Source organism: Luteimonas terricola (genome assembly GCF_004352845.1).
GTDB lineage: Bacteria > Pseudomonadota > Gammaproteobacteria > Xanthomonadales > Xanthomonadaceae > Luteimonas > Luteimonas terricola.
The window spans coordinates 409,738-426,833 of record NZ_SJRX01000002.1; the positions used below are offsets into that span (position 1 = coordinate 409,738).

Sequence of the window (17,096 nt, forward strand, 5' to 3'; positions counted from 1 at the left end):
GCCCCATGCAGCTCCACGTCTCGAAGCCGGCGTCAATCGCGCGGCGGGTGGCCTGCTGATCGCCGAGCGCTTCCGTTTGTGTTCGCACGCCCTAGCACGATCTCAACTTGACGCGCCAGATCAGCTTCCTGGTGCAACCAAGCGCGAAAAGCTAGAAGTGCCGGATCTTCCTTTCGAATAGCGCGGTATTCTAGAAGCCAACTCCCGACTGTGTGCGCGACGATCGGGAATGGCGCGACCAACCGGCCCGCTGCCAGGGCGTCGCTGACGTAAGGGATTTGAGCGATAGCGACTCCGACCCCGTCGAGCGCTGCCTGCATCGCCATGACATTGCTCTCGAACGACACTTCACTGGCGGGGTGCACGGGAGAACGCAAGCCCGCAGCCTCGAACCAGTACGGCCATTCATTGGGCATGTCGGACACGACGATGAGAATCGCGTCGCGCAAATCGTCAGGCGAGCGCAGCGTCGATGCGAGTTTAGGGGTGCAGACCGGCACGACGGCGCTCGGGAATAGGCGTTCTGCATCGTAGCCTGGCAACGCGTCGGTATCGCGTCGGATAGTGCAGGTCCAGTCATCGCGTACCGGACGAGTTGCGCCACCCGTCGCCATGCGCACTTCGACGTCGGGATGGCTGCGATAGAAGCTTGCCAGTCGCGGGATCAACCAAGTGATCGCCAAGGTTGGACCGACTCCAACCGTCAGCACCGGGCCACTACGCATTGCCGTAACGCTTTCGGTGAGCCGGGCAATGGAATCGAAAGCATCAGTCAGACCGGACAGCAGCGCCTGCCCTTGCGCCGTCAGTTCAAGCGCGTTCGCATGTCGCAGAAACAGAGGAAAGCCAAAACGATCTTCCAGCAGACGGACCAAGCGACTTACCGCAGTTTGGGTGACGTTCAGCTCTCTTGCCGCGGCAGTGAAACTGCCATGCCGGCCAGCCGCCTCAAAAGCCCGCAGTCCGTTCAGCGAGGGTAATTGTCGCATCATGTGAGACCCCAATTTTTTCTTGGGGGAATGGTAAGTTAAAGTCGTTTGTCTGACAATGCCTACTACCTTAATATGCCTTGAAAGAATCAAATTTCTTACGGAGGCTCACATGCACTACTTCGCTAATTCAGGCTCTGTTTTCAACTGGCTATCGCCAGCGCAATGTCCGGTTCCAGTCGGACCCGGCCTTTGGGCATCTCTGAAGGTTGGGAGGCAATGTGTGACCAAAGGCGCTCTCTTCAGCATCGTCATTGCGATAACAGGAGTTTTATGTATGGCTTACACCCAACCGGCTTTCGCCCAGGAAAAGCGAGGCGTGATACCGCATGCGCCGCTGCTGAGAACAGCCGTGCCCGATACGGCTAACCAGGAAGTCGCCGTCTATCACGTCGAATATGAGCCGGGTGGCATCAATCCACGGCACCTTCATCCGGCTGCGGTCACCTTCCACATCCTTTCCGGCACTGGCATCTGGCAGGAGGAAGGTGAACCGCCAGTCACTCTACGCGCTGGCGACAGTCTGCTCGTTCCGGCCGGCACCATTCATGCTCACTGGAATCCGAGTTCAACGGAGAGACTCCGCTTTCTCGAATTCATCGTGGCTGAAAAGGACAAAGGGCGGTCCATTCCAAAACCATTGGAAGACTAGCGTGTGTCGGGGACTGGGCAATTCAGTACGAGCAGGATCTTCGTGAGCAGGCACATTAAGCGAAGTGGTTTGGAACCTGCACCGGACCATTCTTGTCCTCGCCCGCGTAAATGTAATTGCGTGAAACGATGCGGAATCTTCACGGCGACGGCGATTGTCGCTGCGATCCTCGCCGGCGGACCCGCCGCCGCGCAGGATTCCGCCAGCGCCCGGCTGGAGGCGCTGAAGGCGGAAATCAACGAGCTGCGGAACGAAGTCGAGGCCCTGAAAGGGGACGTTGCGGAGGGGCGAGAGGAAGCCAGAGGGGCCACTGGGCAGATGGCTGCGGCCAAAACGGAGCCGCCCGCCGACGCACCTAGCATTCGAGTATCCTCCAGCAACCAGCCGACGATCTGCAGTTCCGACGGGCGAAACTGCATCTCGCTCACGAGCCGCCTGCAGCTCGACTTCGGCGGCTACAACTACCGGCCGAACACCACGGCCACGACGCCGCAGAATCTTGTCGGCGGCGTGATCGCGCGCCGAGCGAAGTTCGGGGTCATCGGCGCGTTCCTGAACGACTGGGGATACAGCATCGAATTTGAGGGTGGCGGGTCCGGCGGCGGGTCCGGCGTGGTCCTAGATAAAGCTTACCTTTCCTATAGTGGTTTCGAACCATTCAAGATCTGGGCCGGCATTCTCAGCGTGCGCTACTCGCTCGACCGAGCGACAAGTAACAACAACATCACCTTTATGGAGCGAGCCGCGCCCGTGGAAGTCGCCGCCGGCATCGGCGCCGCCACGCGTTCAGGCTTCGGCATTACCGCCAACGAGCGGCAATGGTGGGCCGGCGCCTTCCTGACGGGACCGGCCTCCGGCAGGACATCGCACGATGCAAGGCAGACCGCCGCGACCGGACGGGTGGTGTTCCTGCCAGTTCTGACCGACAGCGCCTCGCTCCTGATCGGCGGCGACGTGCAGTACCTGTTCGATGCGCCGACGGGCGCCTCGGAACTGAACCTGCGAGACCGGATTGAGATGCGCATCGACGGCAACCGCATCTTGGGCACCGGTCCTCTTCCGATCGACTCCGCGCGCGTCTTGAGCGCGGAACTGGCCGGAACACTGGGCAGCTTCCACTTCCAGGGCGAGTATTTCGATTTCAACGTCGAGCGGCCCCCTGGCAACGGGCCCAGCCTCAACTTCAGCGGCTATTACATCCAAGGCGGCTATATCCTCACCGGCGAGACGCGACGCTACAGCGCAAGCTCCGGCTCTTATGGGAGCGTTGCGCCAAGTCGTCCCTTCGACTGGAGGATGGGCGACTGGGGCGCATGGGAGATTGCTGCGCGCTACAGCATGATTGATCTCAACGACAGGGACATCTTCGGCGGCCGGCAGGAGAACCTCACGCTCGGCCTGAACTGGTATGTGAACAGCAACATCCGCTTCATGCTTAATTACATCAACGGCACGGTGGACAAGCGAACGGGTGGCGGTGGCGACATTGGCGCGAGGTACCAAGCCGTTGGTGCCCGCACGCAGATCGCGTTCTGACCTCCATCCACGAAAGACCAAGGAATGACCGCCGCATCGACGCCTCTTCCTTGACCTACAGCGACGTGCCCCGCGCGAACACGAAGCTGCAACGTTCGCTAGTTCCAGCGCTGGGTTGAGGCGGTGCTGTTGCTCCTCGCACCTCTGACTGGGGACACCATCTTTACGGCTAACGCAAATGATGGCGATCAAGGCTAAGGCTTCCACAACGATCGAAGCAGTCGGTGGTGCTATCACACAAAGGAGATCGTCCAGTGGAATTTCGTCATCTGCGTTGCTTTCTGGCCGTTGCTGAAGAACTCCACTTTGCCCGTGCCGCTGAGCGGCTACACATCGAGCAGTCACCTCTATCACGTGCTATCAAGGAACTGGAAGAGGAGTTGGGCGTGCAGCTCTTTGTGCGCACTACTCGCAGCACGCGCTTGACTCTCGCCGGAAAGCTGTTCCTCAATCACATTCCGCGCGTGTTTGCAGTCCTGGAGCAGGCGCGTGAAAGCGTGAAATCGGCTACCAATGGCTTTCACGGGCAGTTGCGCATTGCTTTGTCTGATGGCATCACACCATCGCGCCTGCCGGCGCTACTGGCACGTTGCCGCGAAGAATATCCAGAAATCGAAATCCGGCTCTTCGAAGTGCCGCTGGATCAGCAGATCAAGGGCCTGCATGATGATCTGTACGACGCGGGCTTTTCCATGGCCGATGAGGCCGGCGACGGCATCATCGTCAATCCAGTTTGGGAAGACCAGTTGATGGTAGCCGTGCCCGCGCGTCATCCCGTGCTGGCTTACAAACGAATTCCGCTGGAAGAAGTGCTGCGCTACCCGATCGTGCTGGGTGATCCCGCAGCATGCGAAGGCCATGCTCGCCAAGTTGATCGCATCCTGCGCCGACAGGAACGGGAGCCGCTGATCGCGCAGCGTGTGGCGACGTTCGACGTGATGATGATGCTGGTATCGGCCGGCTTGGCATTGGGCCTTGCGGGTGGCGCGCACATCGCATTCAGTCGTGAGCTAGGCGTCGTGGCGCGCCCGCTTGCGGGACAGCCACCCTTGTTGACTACTTACCTGCTTCGTAGGGACGCCGAACCGTCGCAGATGCTGGCTCGCTTCATTGAACGGCTGGCGTCCATGGAGTCGAACGATCCTGATTGGCCTGCATCCTCAAAATCTGGTGCTTTGAAGGATATCGAGCTATGAAGAAGATCATCCTGCTTCTGCTCGCTTTGATGCTAACCGCATGCGGTCAGTCAAACCCGATCGCGACCAAGACCACCATTGAAACGGTGGAGTCCCTTGCAGCTAATCCCGAGCGCCTCAAAGAGCTGCGTCAGCAATGCAAGCTGGAACGAGCCAAGCTGGGCAATGAGTTGTGCAACCGGGTTTCTGAGGCAACGCGCAAGCGCTTCTATGGCGACGGCAAGGTGCCGTATACATCACTGGAGAATCCGCCCAAATTTTGATTGTAGGCAGTTCGCCACGAATCATTTAATTTCTGTCAAACACGCCGCAATGCGCCATCGCTTGCGGCTTTTTTTCTGCCTACGCCCCTGCGCGAGTTCTTGCTTTTTGTTCGACCTTTCTCCCGATAACGGTCTTTGACCGGCACTGACCCGGCACCGATCCTGACACCAGCGGCACGTTGAACGCAGTGCGCGCAGGGGAAATCGGAGGCCGGGAGATGCAAGGGACGAACGTGTTGTTCGGTCAGATTGCCGTGGTATTCAGCATCGTGATCGCCGGAGTGTGGAGCGCCACACAATGGACAGCTGCGACCCTTGGTTATCAGATACGTCTTGGCTCGCCGTGGTTCGATTTCCTTGGCACGCCGATCTACCACCCGTGGAAGCTGTTCGAGTGGTGGTTCCTTTTCGACGCCTATGCGTCGCACGTCTTTGACATTGGTGGCGCCATCGCGGGCGGAAGCGGCTTGGTGGCCGTGGTGGTCGCCATAGGCATGTCCATCTGGCGCTCGCGCCAATCTCGTCTGGTCACGACCTACGGCTCGGCCCGCTGGGCCGATGCCGCGGAAATCTGCAAAGCCGGGCTGACCCAGCCATCCGGAGTCTTCCTCGGCCTGCATGGCCGCCAGTACCTGCGACACGAAGGCCCAGAACACGTCCTGACCTTCGCGCCCACGCGCTCGGGCAAGGGCGTCGGCCTGGTGGTGCCCACGCTGCTGTCGTGGCCCGCGTCCGCCGTGATCCACGACATCAAGGGCGAGAACTGGGCTATCACCGCCGGCTGGCGCTCGCGCTTCTCGCACTGCCTGCTATTCAACCCTACCGATGCGAAGTCCGCCGCCTACAACCCGCTGCTGGAAGTACGGCGCGGTGCGCATGAAGTGCGCGACGTGCAGAACATCGCGGACATTCTGGTCGATCCCGAAGGCGCGCTGGAGCGGCGCAACCACTGGGAGAAGACTTCGCACGCGCTGCTGGTCGGCGCGATCCTGCATGTGCTCTACGCCAGCGAGGACAAGACGCTGCGCGGCGTCGCCAACTTCCTGTCCGATCCCGCGTGTCCGTTCGAGGTGACGCTGCATCGGATGATGACGACGAAGCACCTCGGCGATGCACCGCATCCCGTCGTCGCGTCTGCTGCGCGCGAAGTGCTCAACAAGTCGGACAACGAGCGGTCCGGCGTGCTGTCCACCGCGATGAGTTTCCTTGGCCTGTACCGCGACCCCACGGTGGCCGAAGTCACGTCGCGCTGCGACTGGCGCATCGCGGACCTGATTTCCGCGCAGCATCCTGTATCGCTGTACCTCGTGGTACCGCCGTCGGACATCAGCCGCACCAAGCCGCTCATTCGTCTGATCCTCAACCAGATCGGACGGCGCCTCACTGAATCGCTCGATGGCAGCGACGGCGTGGAGCGCAAGCACAAGCTGCTGCTGATGCTCGACGAGTTCCCCGCACTCGGCCGGCTCGACTTCTTTGAATCCGCGCTCGCCTTCATGGCCGGCTACGGGCTGCGCGCCTTCCTGATTTCGCAGTCGCTCAACCAGATCGACAAAGCCTACGGCCAGAACCATTCGATTCTGGACAACTGCCATGTGCGCGTGACCTTCGCCACCAACGACGAACGCACGGCCAAGCGCATTTCCGAAACGCTGGGCACCGCCACCGAGCTGCGCGCGCAGCGCAACTACGCGGGCCATCGGCTCGCGCCCTGGCTCGGGCACCTGATGGTGTCGCGGCAGGAAACGGCGCGCCCGCTGCTCACGCCCGGCGAGGTGATGCAGCTCCCACCCGACGACGCCGTGGTGATGGTCTCCGGCCATCCGCCGATCAAGGCGAAGAAGCTGCGCTACTACGCGGACGCCAACTTCAAGCGCCGCGTGTTGCCAGCACCCACGCTGGCGCAGGGCCGCTACGCCGATGCCCCGGCCGCGCGGCCCGATGACTGGAGCGCCTTGGCGATTCCCGCCATGCCTGCCGTGCCCGCTGTGGCTTCGGACTTGGGAGACGCCAACGAAGGCGGCCCGCGCCAACAGCCCGAGCTGTCCGAAGTCGTCGCCTACAGCTCTGAATCCGAGCACGCGGCCAGCGATCTGGCGCTGCTCGATGACGACGACGATCTGCCGCTTCCCCTGCCGTCCCAGCTCGACCCGCGCTTGCAGCGCGCGGCTCGGCTGGCCGCCCTCAACCCCGACGACGGAATCCAGCTATGAGCCATCTTCATTCCCGCCATCGCCTGAACCTGTTCATCGAGCGCGACCATGCGAAGCGCCTGGACGAGCTGGCCGCGAAGAAAGGCGTCTCGAAATCCAGCATCGTCGCGGCCGCACTCGCGTCCTGGCTGTCGCCGGATGCGGCCGACCAGCGCGAAGCGGCGATGGCGAAACGGTTGGATCGGCTGTCGCGCCAGTTCGAGAAGCTGGAGCGCGACCAGAACATCCTGATCGAGACGCTGGCGCTGTTCGTGCGCTACTACCTGACGGTCAGCACACCGCTGCCCGAGGCGCATCAGGACGCGGCGAGAGCACAAGGCAAGGCGCGCTTCGAGCAGTTCGTCGAACAGCTCGGCCGCCACCTGCTGCGTGGTCGCAGCCTGGTGCGCGAAGTTTACGAGGAGATCCAGCCCGACACGCAGCGGCTGGACGAGACGGCGGCACTGGCCGAAGCGCAGGAACGTGCACGGGAGGCTGCCGTATGAGTGCCGTCCCACAGCAACCGTCGTCCTCTGTCACCTCACTGGATCGGCGCATCCGCATGTTGCGCACGGCAATGGGACCGCTGATCGCCGCCGCGCTGGAAGACCCGGACGTGGTGGAAGTGATGCTGAACCCGGACGGCGCGCTGTGGATCGACCGCCTCTCCACCGGGCGGGCCGCCACCGGCGAGTCGCTGTCCGCCGCCGATGGCGAACGCATCATCCGCCTGGTCGCCGCTCACGTCGGCACGGAAGTGCATCGCGGCCGGCCGCTGCTGACTGCCGAGCTGCCGGAGACCGGCGAGCGCTTCGAGGGCATCCTGCCGCCGGCGGCGCCGGGCCCGGCCTTCGCCTTGCGCAAGCGCGCCGTGGGCGTGATCGGCCTGGCCGACTACGTGGCCGATCGCATCCTGTCCGAGCAGCAGGCCGAGTTCCTGCGCCGCGCGGTGCGCGAGCGACAGAACATCCTGATCGCCGGCGGCACCAGCACCGGCAAGACCACGCTCGCCAATGCGCTGCTGGCCGAAATCGCCAGCACTGGCGACCGCGTGCTGGTGCTGGAAGACACGGTGGAATTGCAGTGTGCGGCACGCGACCACGTGCCGCTGCGCACCCGCGCCGGCGTGGTGTCGATGACCGAGCTGGTGCGCGCCACGATGCGCCTACGGCCCGACCGCGTGATCGTCGGCGAGGTGCGCGGCGGCGAGGCGCTGGACCTCATCAAGGTGTGGGGCACCGGGCATCCCGGCGGCATTGCCACGCTGCACGCCAGCTCCGCGCACGGCGCGCTGCTGCGCCTCGAACAACTGATTCTCGAAGTCGCCATGACGCCGCCGCGCGCGCTGATCGCCGAAGCGGTGAACGTCATTGTCTTCATTGCCGGGCGCGGCCGTGCCCGCCAGGTCCAGACCGTCGCCCGCGTGACCGGCTTCGACGGTCAGGGCTACCAACTCGACGACGCGCTCGCGCCGCTTCCTTCCCCGTCCTCAACCCACTCTGGAGAACTGCCATGACGCCTGCTTACGTTTCTCATGATTCCCGCATTTCCGTAAATCCGCTTTCCCTGCTCGCACGCCTACGGTGCCTGGCCGGGCCAGCACAACAGGGGCTGCTGCTGGCGGTCGTATTCCTGCTGGCGACCGGCACGGCGCACGCGGCCGGTTCCAGCATGCCCTGGGAAGGGCCGCTGCAAGCCATCCTCGACTCCATCCAGGGGCCGGTGGCGCGCATCGTCGCAGTCATCATCATCATTGCCACCGGCCTGGCGCTGGCCTTCGGCGATACCAGCGGCGGTTTTCGCAAACTGGTCCAGATCGTCTTCGGCCTGTCCATCGCGTTCGCGGCGTCCTCGTTCTTCCTGTCCTTCTTCAGCTTCTCCGGTGGGGCTGTCGTATGAGTGCGCCCGATGAGTTCGCCAGCGGCTTCGAGGTGCCGCTGCATCGTTCGTTGACCGAAACCATCCTGCTGGGCGGTGCGCCGCGCACGGTCGCCATTGCCAACGGCACGCTGGCCGCCGCCGTGGGACTGGGCCTGCAACTGTGGATTCCGGGTCTGGTGATGTGGATCGTCGGCCATTCGCTCGCGGTATGGGGGGCGCGCGTCGATCCGCAGTTCATGCAGGTGTTCGCGCGGCACATCAAGCACAAGCCTCTGCTGGACGTGTGAGGACGACGCCATGTTGCATCTCGCCGAATACCGTCAGCGTCCCGCACTGCTCGCCGACTGGCTGCCCTGGGCCGGGTTGATGGCGCCCGGCATCGTGCTCAACAAGGACGGTTCGTTCCAAAGGACAGCATGCTTTCGCGGGCCGGACCTGGACAGCGCGACGCAGGGCGAGCTGATCGCCACGTCAGCGCGGCTCAACAACGCGCTACGCCGCCTGGGTTCCGGGTGGGCCTTGTTCGTCGAGGCCGAAAGGCTGTCAGCGGCTGACTATCCGCAGTCCGAGTTTCCCGAACCGCTGTCGTGGCTGGTGGACGAGGAACGCCGAGCGGTGTTCGAGGAAGACCAGAGCCACTTCGAGAGCCGCTATCACCTGACGCTGGTGTACCTGCCGCCGGAGGAATCGCGCGCACGCGCCGCCAAGCTGCTCTACGAGAACACGCCGCAGCGCGGCGTGGACTGGCACGAGCGCCTGACGGCCTTTCTGGCGGAGACGGATCGCTGCTTCGACCTGCTCGACGGCGTGATGCCGGAGATTGCCTGGCTCGACGACAGCGAGACGCTGACCTATCTGCACGCGACCATTTCCACGCGACGCTATCGCGTGGCGGTTCCGGAACATCCGTTCCACATCGATGCGCTGCTGACCGACTGCCCACTGACCGGCGGGCTGGCGCCGATGCTGGGCGATGCGCATTTGCGCGTCGCATCGGTACGCGGCTTTCCGACTTCGACCTGGCCGGGACTGCTCGATGACCTGAACCGACTCGGCTTCGCGTACCGCTGGAGCACGCGCTTCCTGTGCATGGACAAGGCCGAGGCGGAAAAGGAGCTGGGCCGCCTGCGTCGCCAGTGGTTCGCCAAGCGCAAGAACGTCGTCGCGCTGCTGCGCGAAACCATCTTCCAGCAGGAAAGCCCGCTGGTGGATACCGATGCCAGCAACAAAGCAAGCGACGCCGACGCTGCTTTGCAGGAGCTGGGCAGCGATCAGGTGGCGTTCGGCTACGTCACCGCGACGGTCGCGGTGTTGGATGCGGATGCAGCGGTGGCCGACGAGAAGCTGCGCATGATCGAGCGCGTCATTCAGGGCCGTGGCTTCGTCACCATTCCCGAGACGCTGAATGCGGTGGATGCCTGGCTGTCCTCGATTCCGGGCAATGCCTACGCCAATGTGCGCCAGCCCATCGTCTCGACGCTGAACCTCGCGCACCTGATGCCGGTGTCGGCGGTGTGGGCCGGGCCGGAGCGCAATGCGCACCTGGACGGGCCGCCGCTGATCGTCACGCGCACCGATGGCGCCACGCCGTTCCGTTTGGTGACGCACATCGGCGATGTCGGGCATGTGCTGATCGCCGGCCCGACCGGCATGGGCAAGTCGGTATTGCTGGCGACGCTGGCGATGCAGTTCCGCCGCTATCGCGGCTCACGCATCTTCGCGTTCGATATGGGCCGCTCGCTGCGCGCCACGACCCTGGGCCTGGGCGGCGAGCATTACGACCTCGGCACGGACGGCGGCATCGCGTTCCAGCCGCTCGCCCGCATCGACCAGGAGGGCTACCGCACCTGGGCCGCCGAATGGCTGGAAGGCCGGATGGTGCAGGAAGGCGCGGCCATCGGCCCCGACGAGAAGGCGGCCATCTGGTCGGCGCTGGAAAGCCTCGCCGGCGCGCCGGTGGAACAGCGCACGCTGACGGGGTTTTCCGTGCTGTTGCAGAACAACGCGCTGCGTCAGGCGCTCGCGCCCTATGTGCTCGGCGGCGCGCACGGCAAGCTGCTGGACGCCGACCACGACCGGCTGGGCACGGCCGACGTGCAGTGCTTCGAGATGGAGGAACTGATGGCCAGCCGCGCCGCTGTGCTGGCCGTGCTGCGCTATTTGTTCGCCCGTTTCGACGAGCGCTTCGACGGCGCGCCAACGCTCTTGATCCTCGACGAAGCCTGGCTGTTTCTCGACGACCCGGTGTTCGCCGCGCGCATTCGCCAGTGGCTCAAGACACTGCGCAAGAAGAACGTATCGGTGATCTTCGCCACGCAGTCGCTCGCCGACATCAAGGACTCCAGCATCGCGCCCGCGATCATCGAGAGCTGCGCGAGCCGCATCTTCCTGCCCAACCCGCAGGCGACCGAGCCGCAGATTCGCACGATCTACGAAGGCTTCGGGCTCAACGCCCGGCAGATCGAGATCGTCGCCACCGCGCAGCCCAAGCGCGATTACTACTACCAGTCTCGGCTGGGCAATCGCCTGTTCGACCTCGACCTGGGGTCGGTCGCGCTGGCTTTTGCCGGCGCCTCGACACCGCAGGACCAACGCGACATCGACGCGGTGGAGGCGGCCGCTTCGTCTTCCAGCTTCGCAGCCGCCTGGCTGCGTCACTGCGGTCTGGATTGGGCGGCCGATCTGCTGCCGTCCGCGCCTGCCGCTTCCAACCCACCACAGGAGAACCCGTCGTGAAAAAGACACTTCTCGCAACCGTTGCCGCCGCGCTGTTTTGCACGCTGCCTGTCGCGCACGCGCAGTGGGCCGTGATTGATCCAACCAATCTGGTGCAGAACACGCTGACCGCGATCCGCACGCTGCAACAGATCGACAACCAGGTGCGGCAACTCCAGAACGAAGCGCAAATGCTCATCAACCAGGCGCGCAATCTGGAGCGGCTGGATTACAACACGGTCAACCGCCTGCGCTCGACGCTGGCGACCATCGAACGCCTGATGGCCGAGGCGCAGGGGCTGGCCTACGACGTGGCGAACATGGACCGGGAGTTCGCCCGGCTGTATCCGCACGAGTACGCCGCCACCGTCAGCGGCGACCGCATGGCGCAGGACGCGCGCGAGCGCTGGCGCCATACGCTCGACGGACTGCACACCGCGATGCGTGTGCAGGCGCAGGTGTACCAGAACCTCAGCGAAGACGAAGGCGTGCTCGCCGATCTGGTCGGCCAGAGCCAGTCGGCCAACGGCGCGCTGCAAGCCATGCAGGCGACCAATCAGTTGCTGGCCTTGCAGGCCAAGCAGGCGATCCAGGCGCAGCAGCTCCAGTTAACGCAGGATCGCGCCGCGTCGTTGGAGCTGGCGCGCCAGGCAGCGGCCACCGAGCGCGCCCGCGAAGTGCGGCGGCGCTTCCACGGCGAGGGCACGCCCTACACGCCGCAGACCGTGCCGTTCTACGGCGGCGACTGAGGCACGCGCCATGAACGACATCTCGGTGATCGACCGCTTCCTCATCGTCTTCTCCACCTACATCGACTCGGGTTTCGGTCTGCTGGGTGGTGAGGTCGCGTTCCTCACCGCCACCTTGATCGTGATCGACATGACCATCGCGGGCCTCTATTGGGCGATGAGTCACGCCACCGGCCAGGGCGAGGACGTGATCGCCAAGCTGATTCGCAAAGTGCTCTACGTCGGCGCTTTCGCCTACATCATCGGTAACTTCAACTGGCTGGCGAGCATCGTGTTCCGCTCCTTCGCGGGGCTGGGTTTGATGGCGTCGGGTTCCACGATCTCACAGGCCGAGTTCCTGCAACCCGGCCGGCTGGCCAAGGTGGGCGTCGATGCCGCCTCGCCGATCCTCGAACAGATCAGCGACATGGCGGGCTTCCCCGAGGTGTTCGTGAACATGACCCCCATCGTGGTCATGTTCCTGGCCTGGCTGGTGGTGATCGTCACGTTCTTCGTGCTGGCGATCCAGCTTTTCATCACGCTGATCGAGTTCAAGTTGACCACGCTCGCCGGCTTCGTGCTGGTGCCGTTCGCACTGTGGAACAAGACGGCGTTCCTGGCCGAGAAGGTGTTGGGCAACGTGGTGTCGTCGGGCATCAAGGTACTGGTGCTGGCGGTGATCGTCGGCATCGGCACCGGCCTGTTTGCCGAGTTCCAGGTTGCGCCGAACGAACCCTCCATCGACCACGCGCTGGTCATCATGCTGGCGTCCCTCGCGCTGCTGGCGCTCGGGATCTTCGGGCCGGGTATTGCCACCGGCCTGGTGTCCGGTTCGCCGCAGCTCGGCGCCGGTGCGATGGCGGGTGCCACGCTCGGCGCGGCCGGTACGGCTGTCGCGGTGGGCGCGGTGGCCACGGGTGTCGGTGGTGCCGTCGCGGCTGGTGCGCGCATGACGCCCGGCGCTGCCCGCATGGCCGTCGGCGGCGCACGTTCGATGGCATCGACCGCCAGCAGCGCGAGGTCGGCCTTTCAGGCTGGTTCCGCCGGTGCCGGCGGTGGCCTCAGGGGCGCGGCGGTGGGTCTCGGCAACGTCGCCCGGACCGGCGCGCAGTCGGTTGGGCAGCACGTGGCCGCCGGTGCGCATTCGCTGAAGACGCGTGCCGCTGCCGCCATCAATCCCGATGCTTCCACAGGCAGCGCTGCTACCGGCTCGCCCGCTCAGGGCAGCGCGGAGGCCGCGACCGCCAACACCGGACAACCCGCGTGGGCCAGCCGCCTGCAACGTCGCCAGCAGCTCACCCATGCCGCCACCACCGTCGCACACACGCTGCGCGGCGGCGACGGCGGAGGCTCGGGCAGCGGCCCCAGCCTGCGCGACCCATCGAACTCATAAGGAGAACCTGCCATGCGATTCAAACGACCGCAGGTACGCTACGCCGACACACCGCAGCCGGCCACGCCGTACCAGGCCGCCGAACAGGTATGGGACGAGCGCATCGGCTCGGCCCGTTCACAAGCGAAGAACTGGCGGCTGATGGCCTTTGGCTGCCTCACACTCGCGTTGCTGATGGCCGGCGGCCTTGTGTGGCGCTCAGCGCAGTCCATCGTCACGCCCTACGTGGTGGAGGTGGACCACGGCGGGCAGGTCCGCGCTGTGGGCGAGGCCGCCACGCCGTACCGGCCCAACGATGCGCAGGCCGCGCATCACCTCGCGCGCTTCGTCACGCTGGTGCGCTCGCTGTCCATCGACCCGATCGTGGTGCGGCAGAACTGGCTGGATGCCTACGACTACACCACCGACCGCGGCGCAGCCGTGCTCAATGACTACGCGCGCGTCAACGATCCCTTCGCGCGCATCGGCCGGGAAACGGTGACGGTACAGGTCAACAGCGTCGTGCGCGCAAGCGGTGAGTCATTTCAGGTGCGGTGGACGGAGCGCCGCTACGTCAACGGCGCAGCGGCGGGACTGGAGCGCTGGACGGCGGTGGTCTCCATCGTGCTGCAAACGCCGCGCACCGAGGAGCGGCTGCGCCGCAATCCCTTGGGCATCTACATCAACGGCTTGTCGTGGAGCCGGGAACTCGACTCGATCGAAGGAGACAGGCCATGAAACCGTCTTTGCGCTTTTACGCTGTTGCACTGATTGCCGTCACGCTGGCGGGCTGCGCCACGCCGCGCAAGCCGCCGACCATCACGCTAGACGAGCTGGTGCAGGCGCAGCCCCTGCCCGAACCACCCCTGCCGGTGGAAGTGGTCGCTGTGCCGGAGCCCTTGCCGCTGCCGGGACAGTTGATGCCGCTGCCGGTGCAGGACGAGACGCCGCCGACGCCCGAGCCGGAAGACGCGCGCGAGCGCGTATCCCTCGCCAACGCGGAAGCACGCATGGCGCCCACACGCGAAGGCTACATCAACGCGATTCAGGTCTGGCCCTTCACCGACGGCGCGCTCTATCAGGTCTATACCAGTCCAGGCCGCGTGACGATGATCGCCTTGCAGCCCGGCGAGGAACTGGTGACGGTCGCCGCCGGCGACACGGTACGCTGGATCGTCGGCGATACCTCCAGCGGCGGCGGTGACGAGTTGCGAGTCAACGTGCTGGTGAAGCCCACCCGCACCGCACTGAAGACCAACCTGGTCATCACCACCAGCCGCAGGACGTACCTGATCGAGCTGACCTCGACCGAGAGGGCGTGGATGGCGTCGGTATCCTGGGACTATCCGCGCGACCGCATGCTCGCCTTGCAGCGACAGTCACAAGCGGCGCAAAGCACCGCACCGGTCGATACGGGCCTGACGCTGGAGAACATCCGCTTCCGCTACGTGATCAGCGGCAGCAATGCGTCGTGGAAGCCGCTGCGCGCCTTCGATGATGGCGAGAAGGTCTACATCCAGTTCCCCGGCGGCATCGCACAGGGCGAGCTGCCGCCGCTGTTCGTGATCGGTGCGCAGGGCGATGGCCAGCTCGTGAACTACCGCTTCCGGTCACCGTACTACATCGTGGACCGGCTGTTCGGCGCCGCCGAGCTGCGCCTGGGCGGCGACAAGAGCGACGTGGTGCGCATCGAGCGCACGGACGGCGTCGCGCGGAGGAACTGACCATGAGCCAAGACGACTCCCCGGACATGCCTCGCGCCGCACCGAAGCTGGCACCGGAACAAGTCGCCCTGCGGGCGCAGCCGCGTCCGGTCACGCGGTTGAACCGGCGCATGCTGGCGATTCTGGTCGGCAGCGTGGCCATCGCAGTATTGGGCGCAACGCTCTGGTCGCTGCAAGCGCCGCAGCGCCGTGGCGCAAGCGAGTCAGCTGAGCTGTACAACGTCGATCGCGTCTCGCGCTCCGAAGGGCTGGCGCAGTTACCCGCCGACTATTCGCAACTACCGCCGACCTTGCCACCGCTGCCGCCGGAGCTGGGCGAACCGCTGCCCGGCGACCTCGGCGCGCCGATCCTGCGCGCCGAGCAGCGGGCGCAGGGTTACTCACAACCGGGCTATGACCCGGCAGAGGCCGAGCGCCTGGCGCGGCTCAAGGAGGCCGAGGAAGCGGCAGCTTCGTCCGTGTTCTTCAGCACGGGCGGACAGCGCGCTGCCGTAGCCGCCCCCACTCGGAGCGTGGCAGGGCCGCCAGCGCTGACCGGGCTGGCTGGCTTCGACCCGCTGGCCGCCGGGCCGGCTTCGACGGCTGCGCAGCCCGCCGATCCCACCGCCGTGCAGAACCGGCAGGACCAGAAGGAAGCGTTTCTGAGCAATGCCGGTTCTACGCAAACCCGTAATTCCGGCAACTTGCAACTGCCGACCTCACCGTACCAGTTGATGGCCGGCACGGTGATCGCGGGCGCACTGGTGACGGGCATCAAGTCCGACCTGCCGGGCGACGTGATCGCCACGGTGACGGAGCCGGTCTACGACACGGCCACCGGCCGCCATCTGCTGATCCCGCAGGGCTCGCGCATCCTGGGCCGCTACAACAGCCAGGTCAGCTATGGGCAGACCCGAATCCAGATGGTGTGGCACCGGCTGATTCTGCCGGACACCTCATCAAGCCAGCTCGACAACCTTGTGGGCACCGACCCGGCCGGCTACGCAGGGCTGGAGGATGGCGTCGATTGGCATTGGGACCGCATCTTCGCCGGTGCGGTGCTGACCACGCTGCTGGGCGTCGGCGCCGAGCTGGCCGCCCCGGAGAATCGCCAGGACGGCGACCGCGTCATCGTCGCCGGCCGCGACAGCGTGCAGGATAGCGTGAACCAGATCGGCCAGGAGATGACCCGCCGCAACATGAACATCCAGCCCACGCTGACGGCTCGCCCCGGCCTGCCGGTGCGCATCATCGTCAACCGGGATCTGGTGCTGCGGCCGTACCAGCCGCTGTTCTTCCAGAGAGGATCATCGCAATGAACACGAACAAACTGCGGCTCGGCCCGCTGCCCAAGAGCGAGACCGTCAAGCTGACATTCGCGTGTCCGGCCAGCCTGAAGGCTGATCTTGACCGCTACGCCACGCTGCACGCGCAGACCTACGGCGAGGCGGTCGATGCGGTGACGCTGATCCCGCACATGCTGGAAACGTTCATCGCACGGGATCGGGGATTCAGGAAAGGGACGACCGCGAAAACGCCTTCAGCGTCCCGCCGGGACGCGCCGCCGACGTAGGCGTGCCTCACATCGGCGGCGACTCACGAAGGCGCAGGTCACTGACCTGCGCCTTCGCTTTTCTGGGCTATGGTTCGCGGGAGCCTTGTCATATCATTTGCACGGACATTGCCGGACGCTTGCTCGGCTACGCCGAGACCCGCAACCGCCTTGCTCCTATGTGGCTCCCAGCTTGCAAGAGCAGGTATGTGCTAGAAGCTGGCATAGAAGCCAAAATCCTTGTCCCATATAGACTTAGGTCTTTTGCCGGTCAGCAGAGAATTCTTGACAGGCGACATTTTTTATTTGTGGCGGCC

At 64.8% G+C, this 17,096-nt stretch carries 16 protein-coding genes and 2 pseudogenes; 16 read left to right on the forward strand and 2 right to left on the reverse strand.

What is annotated here, in order from left to right:
- Positions 1–32: 32 nt before the first annotated feature.
- Positions 33–992 carry a LysR substrate-binding domain-containing protein gene (locus tag E2169_RS06610; protein ID WP_009518852.1) on the reverse strand — a complete coding sequence of 320 codons (960 nt, stop codon included), beginning with the start codon at positions 990–992 and terminating at the stop codon, positions 33–35.
- Positions 993–1,266: 274 nt separating this feature from the next.
- On the opposite strand from E2169_RS06610, the gene E2169_RS06615 reads away from it, so the two are divergent.
- The 11 genes and pseudogenes from E2169_RS06615 to trbJ form a co-directional block, all read left to right on the forward strand.
- Entirely contained in the window at positions 1,267–1,641 is a 375-nt protein-coding gene (locus E2169_RS06615) for a cupin domain-containing protein (protein ID WP_113934479.1), read from the forward strand.
- Positions 1,642–1,683: 42 nt separating this feature from the next.
- Positions 1,684–3,177, forward strand: coding sequence for a porin (locus E2169_RS06620; RefSeq protein WP_132985824.1), 1,494 nt, complete (start codon positions 1,684–1,686; stop codon positions 3,175–3,177).
- A gap of 254 nt (positions 3,178–3,431) precedes the next feature.
- Complete coding sequence (locus E2169_RS06625) at positions 3,432–4,373, forward strand: LysR family transcriptional regulator (RefSeq protein ID WP_081921843.1); 942 nt, start codon at positions 3,432–3,434, stop codon at positions 4,371–4,373.
- Entirely contained in the window at positions 4,370–4,636 is a 267-nt protein-coding gene (locus E2169_RS06630) for an EexN family lipoprotein (protein ID WP_009518848.1), read from the forward strand. The genes E2169_RS06625 and E2169_RS06630 overlap by 4 nt, the downstream gene beginning before the upstream one ends.
- 218 nt (positions 4,637–4,854) lie before the next feature.
- Complete coding sequence (locus E2169_RS06635; RefSeq protein WP_009518847.1) at positions 4,855–6,849, forward strand: conjugal transfer protein TraG; 1,995 nt, start codon at positions 4,855–4,857, stop codon at positions 6,847–6,849.
- Positions 6,846–7,334: a ribbon-helix-helix protein, CopG family gene (locus E2169_RS06640; protein ID WP_132985825.1), complete on the forward strand. Its 489-nt coding sequence runs from the start codon at positions 6,846–6,848 to the stop codon at positions 7,332–7,334. Before E2169_RS06635 ends, E2169_RS06640 begins: the two co-directional genes overlap by 4 nt.
- Positions 7,331–8,344: a P-type conjugative transfer ATPase TrbB gene (gene trbB / locus E2169_RS06645; RefSeq protein WP_132985826.1), complete on the forward strand. Its 1,014-nt coding sequence runs from the start codon at positions 7,331–7,333 to the stop codon at positions 8,342–8,344. Before E2169_RS06640 ends, trbB begins: the two co-directional genes overlap by 4 nt.
- Complete coding sequence (locus E2169_RS06650) at positions 8,341–8,727, forward strand: TrbC/VirB2 family type IV secretion system protein (RefSeq protein ID WP_009518843.1); 387 nt, start codon at positions 8,341–8,343, stop codon at positions 8,725–8,727. The genes trbB and E2169_RS06650 overlap by 4 nt, the downstream gene beginning before the upstream one ends.
- Positions 8,724–8,996 (forward strand): VirB3 family type IV secretion system protein, encoded by a 273-nt coding sequence (locus E2169_RS06655; protein WP_009518842.1) that lies wholly within the window; start codon positions 8,724–8,726, stop codon positions 8,994–8,996. The genes E2169_RS06650 and E2169_RS06655 overlap by 4 nt, the downstream gene beginning before the upstream one ends.
- Positions 8,997–9,006: 10 nt before the next feature.
- On the forward strand, positions 9,007–11,445 hold the full coding sequence (gene trbE, locus E2169_RS06660) for a conjugal transfer protein TrbE (RefSeq protein WP_132985827.1): 2,439 nt from the start codon (positions 9,007–9,009) through the stop codon (positions 11,443–11,445).
- A pseudogene (trbJ, locus tag E2169_RS06665) lies at positions 11,442–12,161 on the forward strand (P-type conjugative transfer protein TrbJ); the annotation flags it as partial. The gene trbE and the pseudogene trbJ, both read left to right, overlap by 4 nt.
- Here the strand turns inward: trbJ and E2169_RS14640 are convergent.
- A pseudogene (locus E2169_RS14640) lies at positions 12,111–12,218 on the reverse strand (hypothetical protein); the annotation flags it as partial. The pseudogenes trbJ and E2169_RS14640 sit on opposite strands and share 51 nt — an antisense overlap.
- On the opposite strand from E2169_RS14640, the gene trbL reads away from it, so the two are divergent.
- Genes trbL through E2169_RS06690 form a run of 5 tightly spaced genes read left to right on the forward strand, consistent with a single transcriptional unit; the run spans position 12,184 to position 16,800 of the window.
- Complete coding sequence (gene trbL / locus E2169_RS06670) at positions 12,184–13,545, forward strand: P-type conjugative transfer protein TrbL (protein WP_132985829.1); 1,362 nt, start codon at positions 12,184–12,186, stop codon at positions 13,543–13,545. The pseudogene E2169_RS14640 and the gene trbL overlap by 35 nt on opposite strands.
- Positions 13,546–13,557: 12 nt before the next feature.
- Positions 13,558–14,262 (forward strand): conjugal transfer protein TrbF, encoded by a 705-nt coding sequence (gene trbF, locus E2169_RS06675; protein ID WP_132985830.1) that lies wholly within the window; start codon positions 13,558–13,560, stop codon positions 14,260–14,262.
- Positions 14,259–15,248, forward strand: coding sequence for a P-type conjugative transfer protein TrbG (gene trbG, locus E2169_RS06680; protein WP_132985831.1), 990 nt, complete (start codon positions 14,259–14,261; stop codon positions 15,246–15,248). Before trbF ends, trbG begins: the two co-directional genes overlap by 4 nt.
- A 2-nt stretch (positions 15,249–15,250) precedes the next feature.
- Positions 15,251–16,546: a TraB/TrbI/VirB10 family type IV secretion system protein gene (locus E2169_RS06685; protein ID WP_132985832.1), complete on the forward strand. Its 1,296-nt coding sequence runs from the start codon at positions 15,251–15,253 to the stop codon at positions 16,544–16,546.
- Complete coding sequence (locus E2169_RS06690; protein ID WP_132985833.1) at positions 16,543–16,800, forward strand: DUF2274 domain-containing protein; 258 nt, start codon at positions 16,543–16,545, stop codon at positions 16,798–16,800. Before E2169_RS06685 ends, E2169_RS06690 begins: the two co-directional genes overlap by 4 nt.
- Positions 16,801–17,096 lie beyond the last annotated feature (296 nt).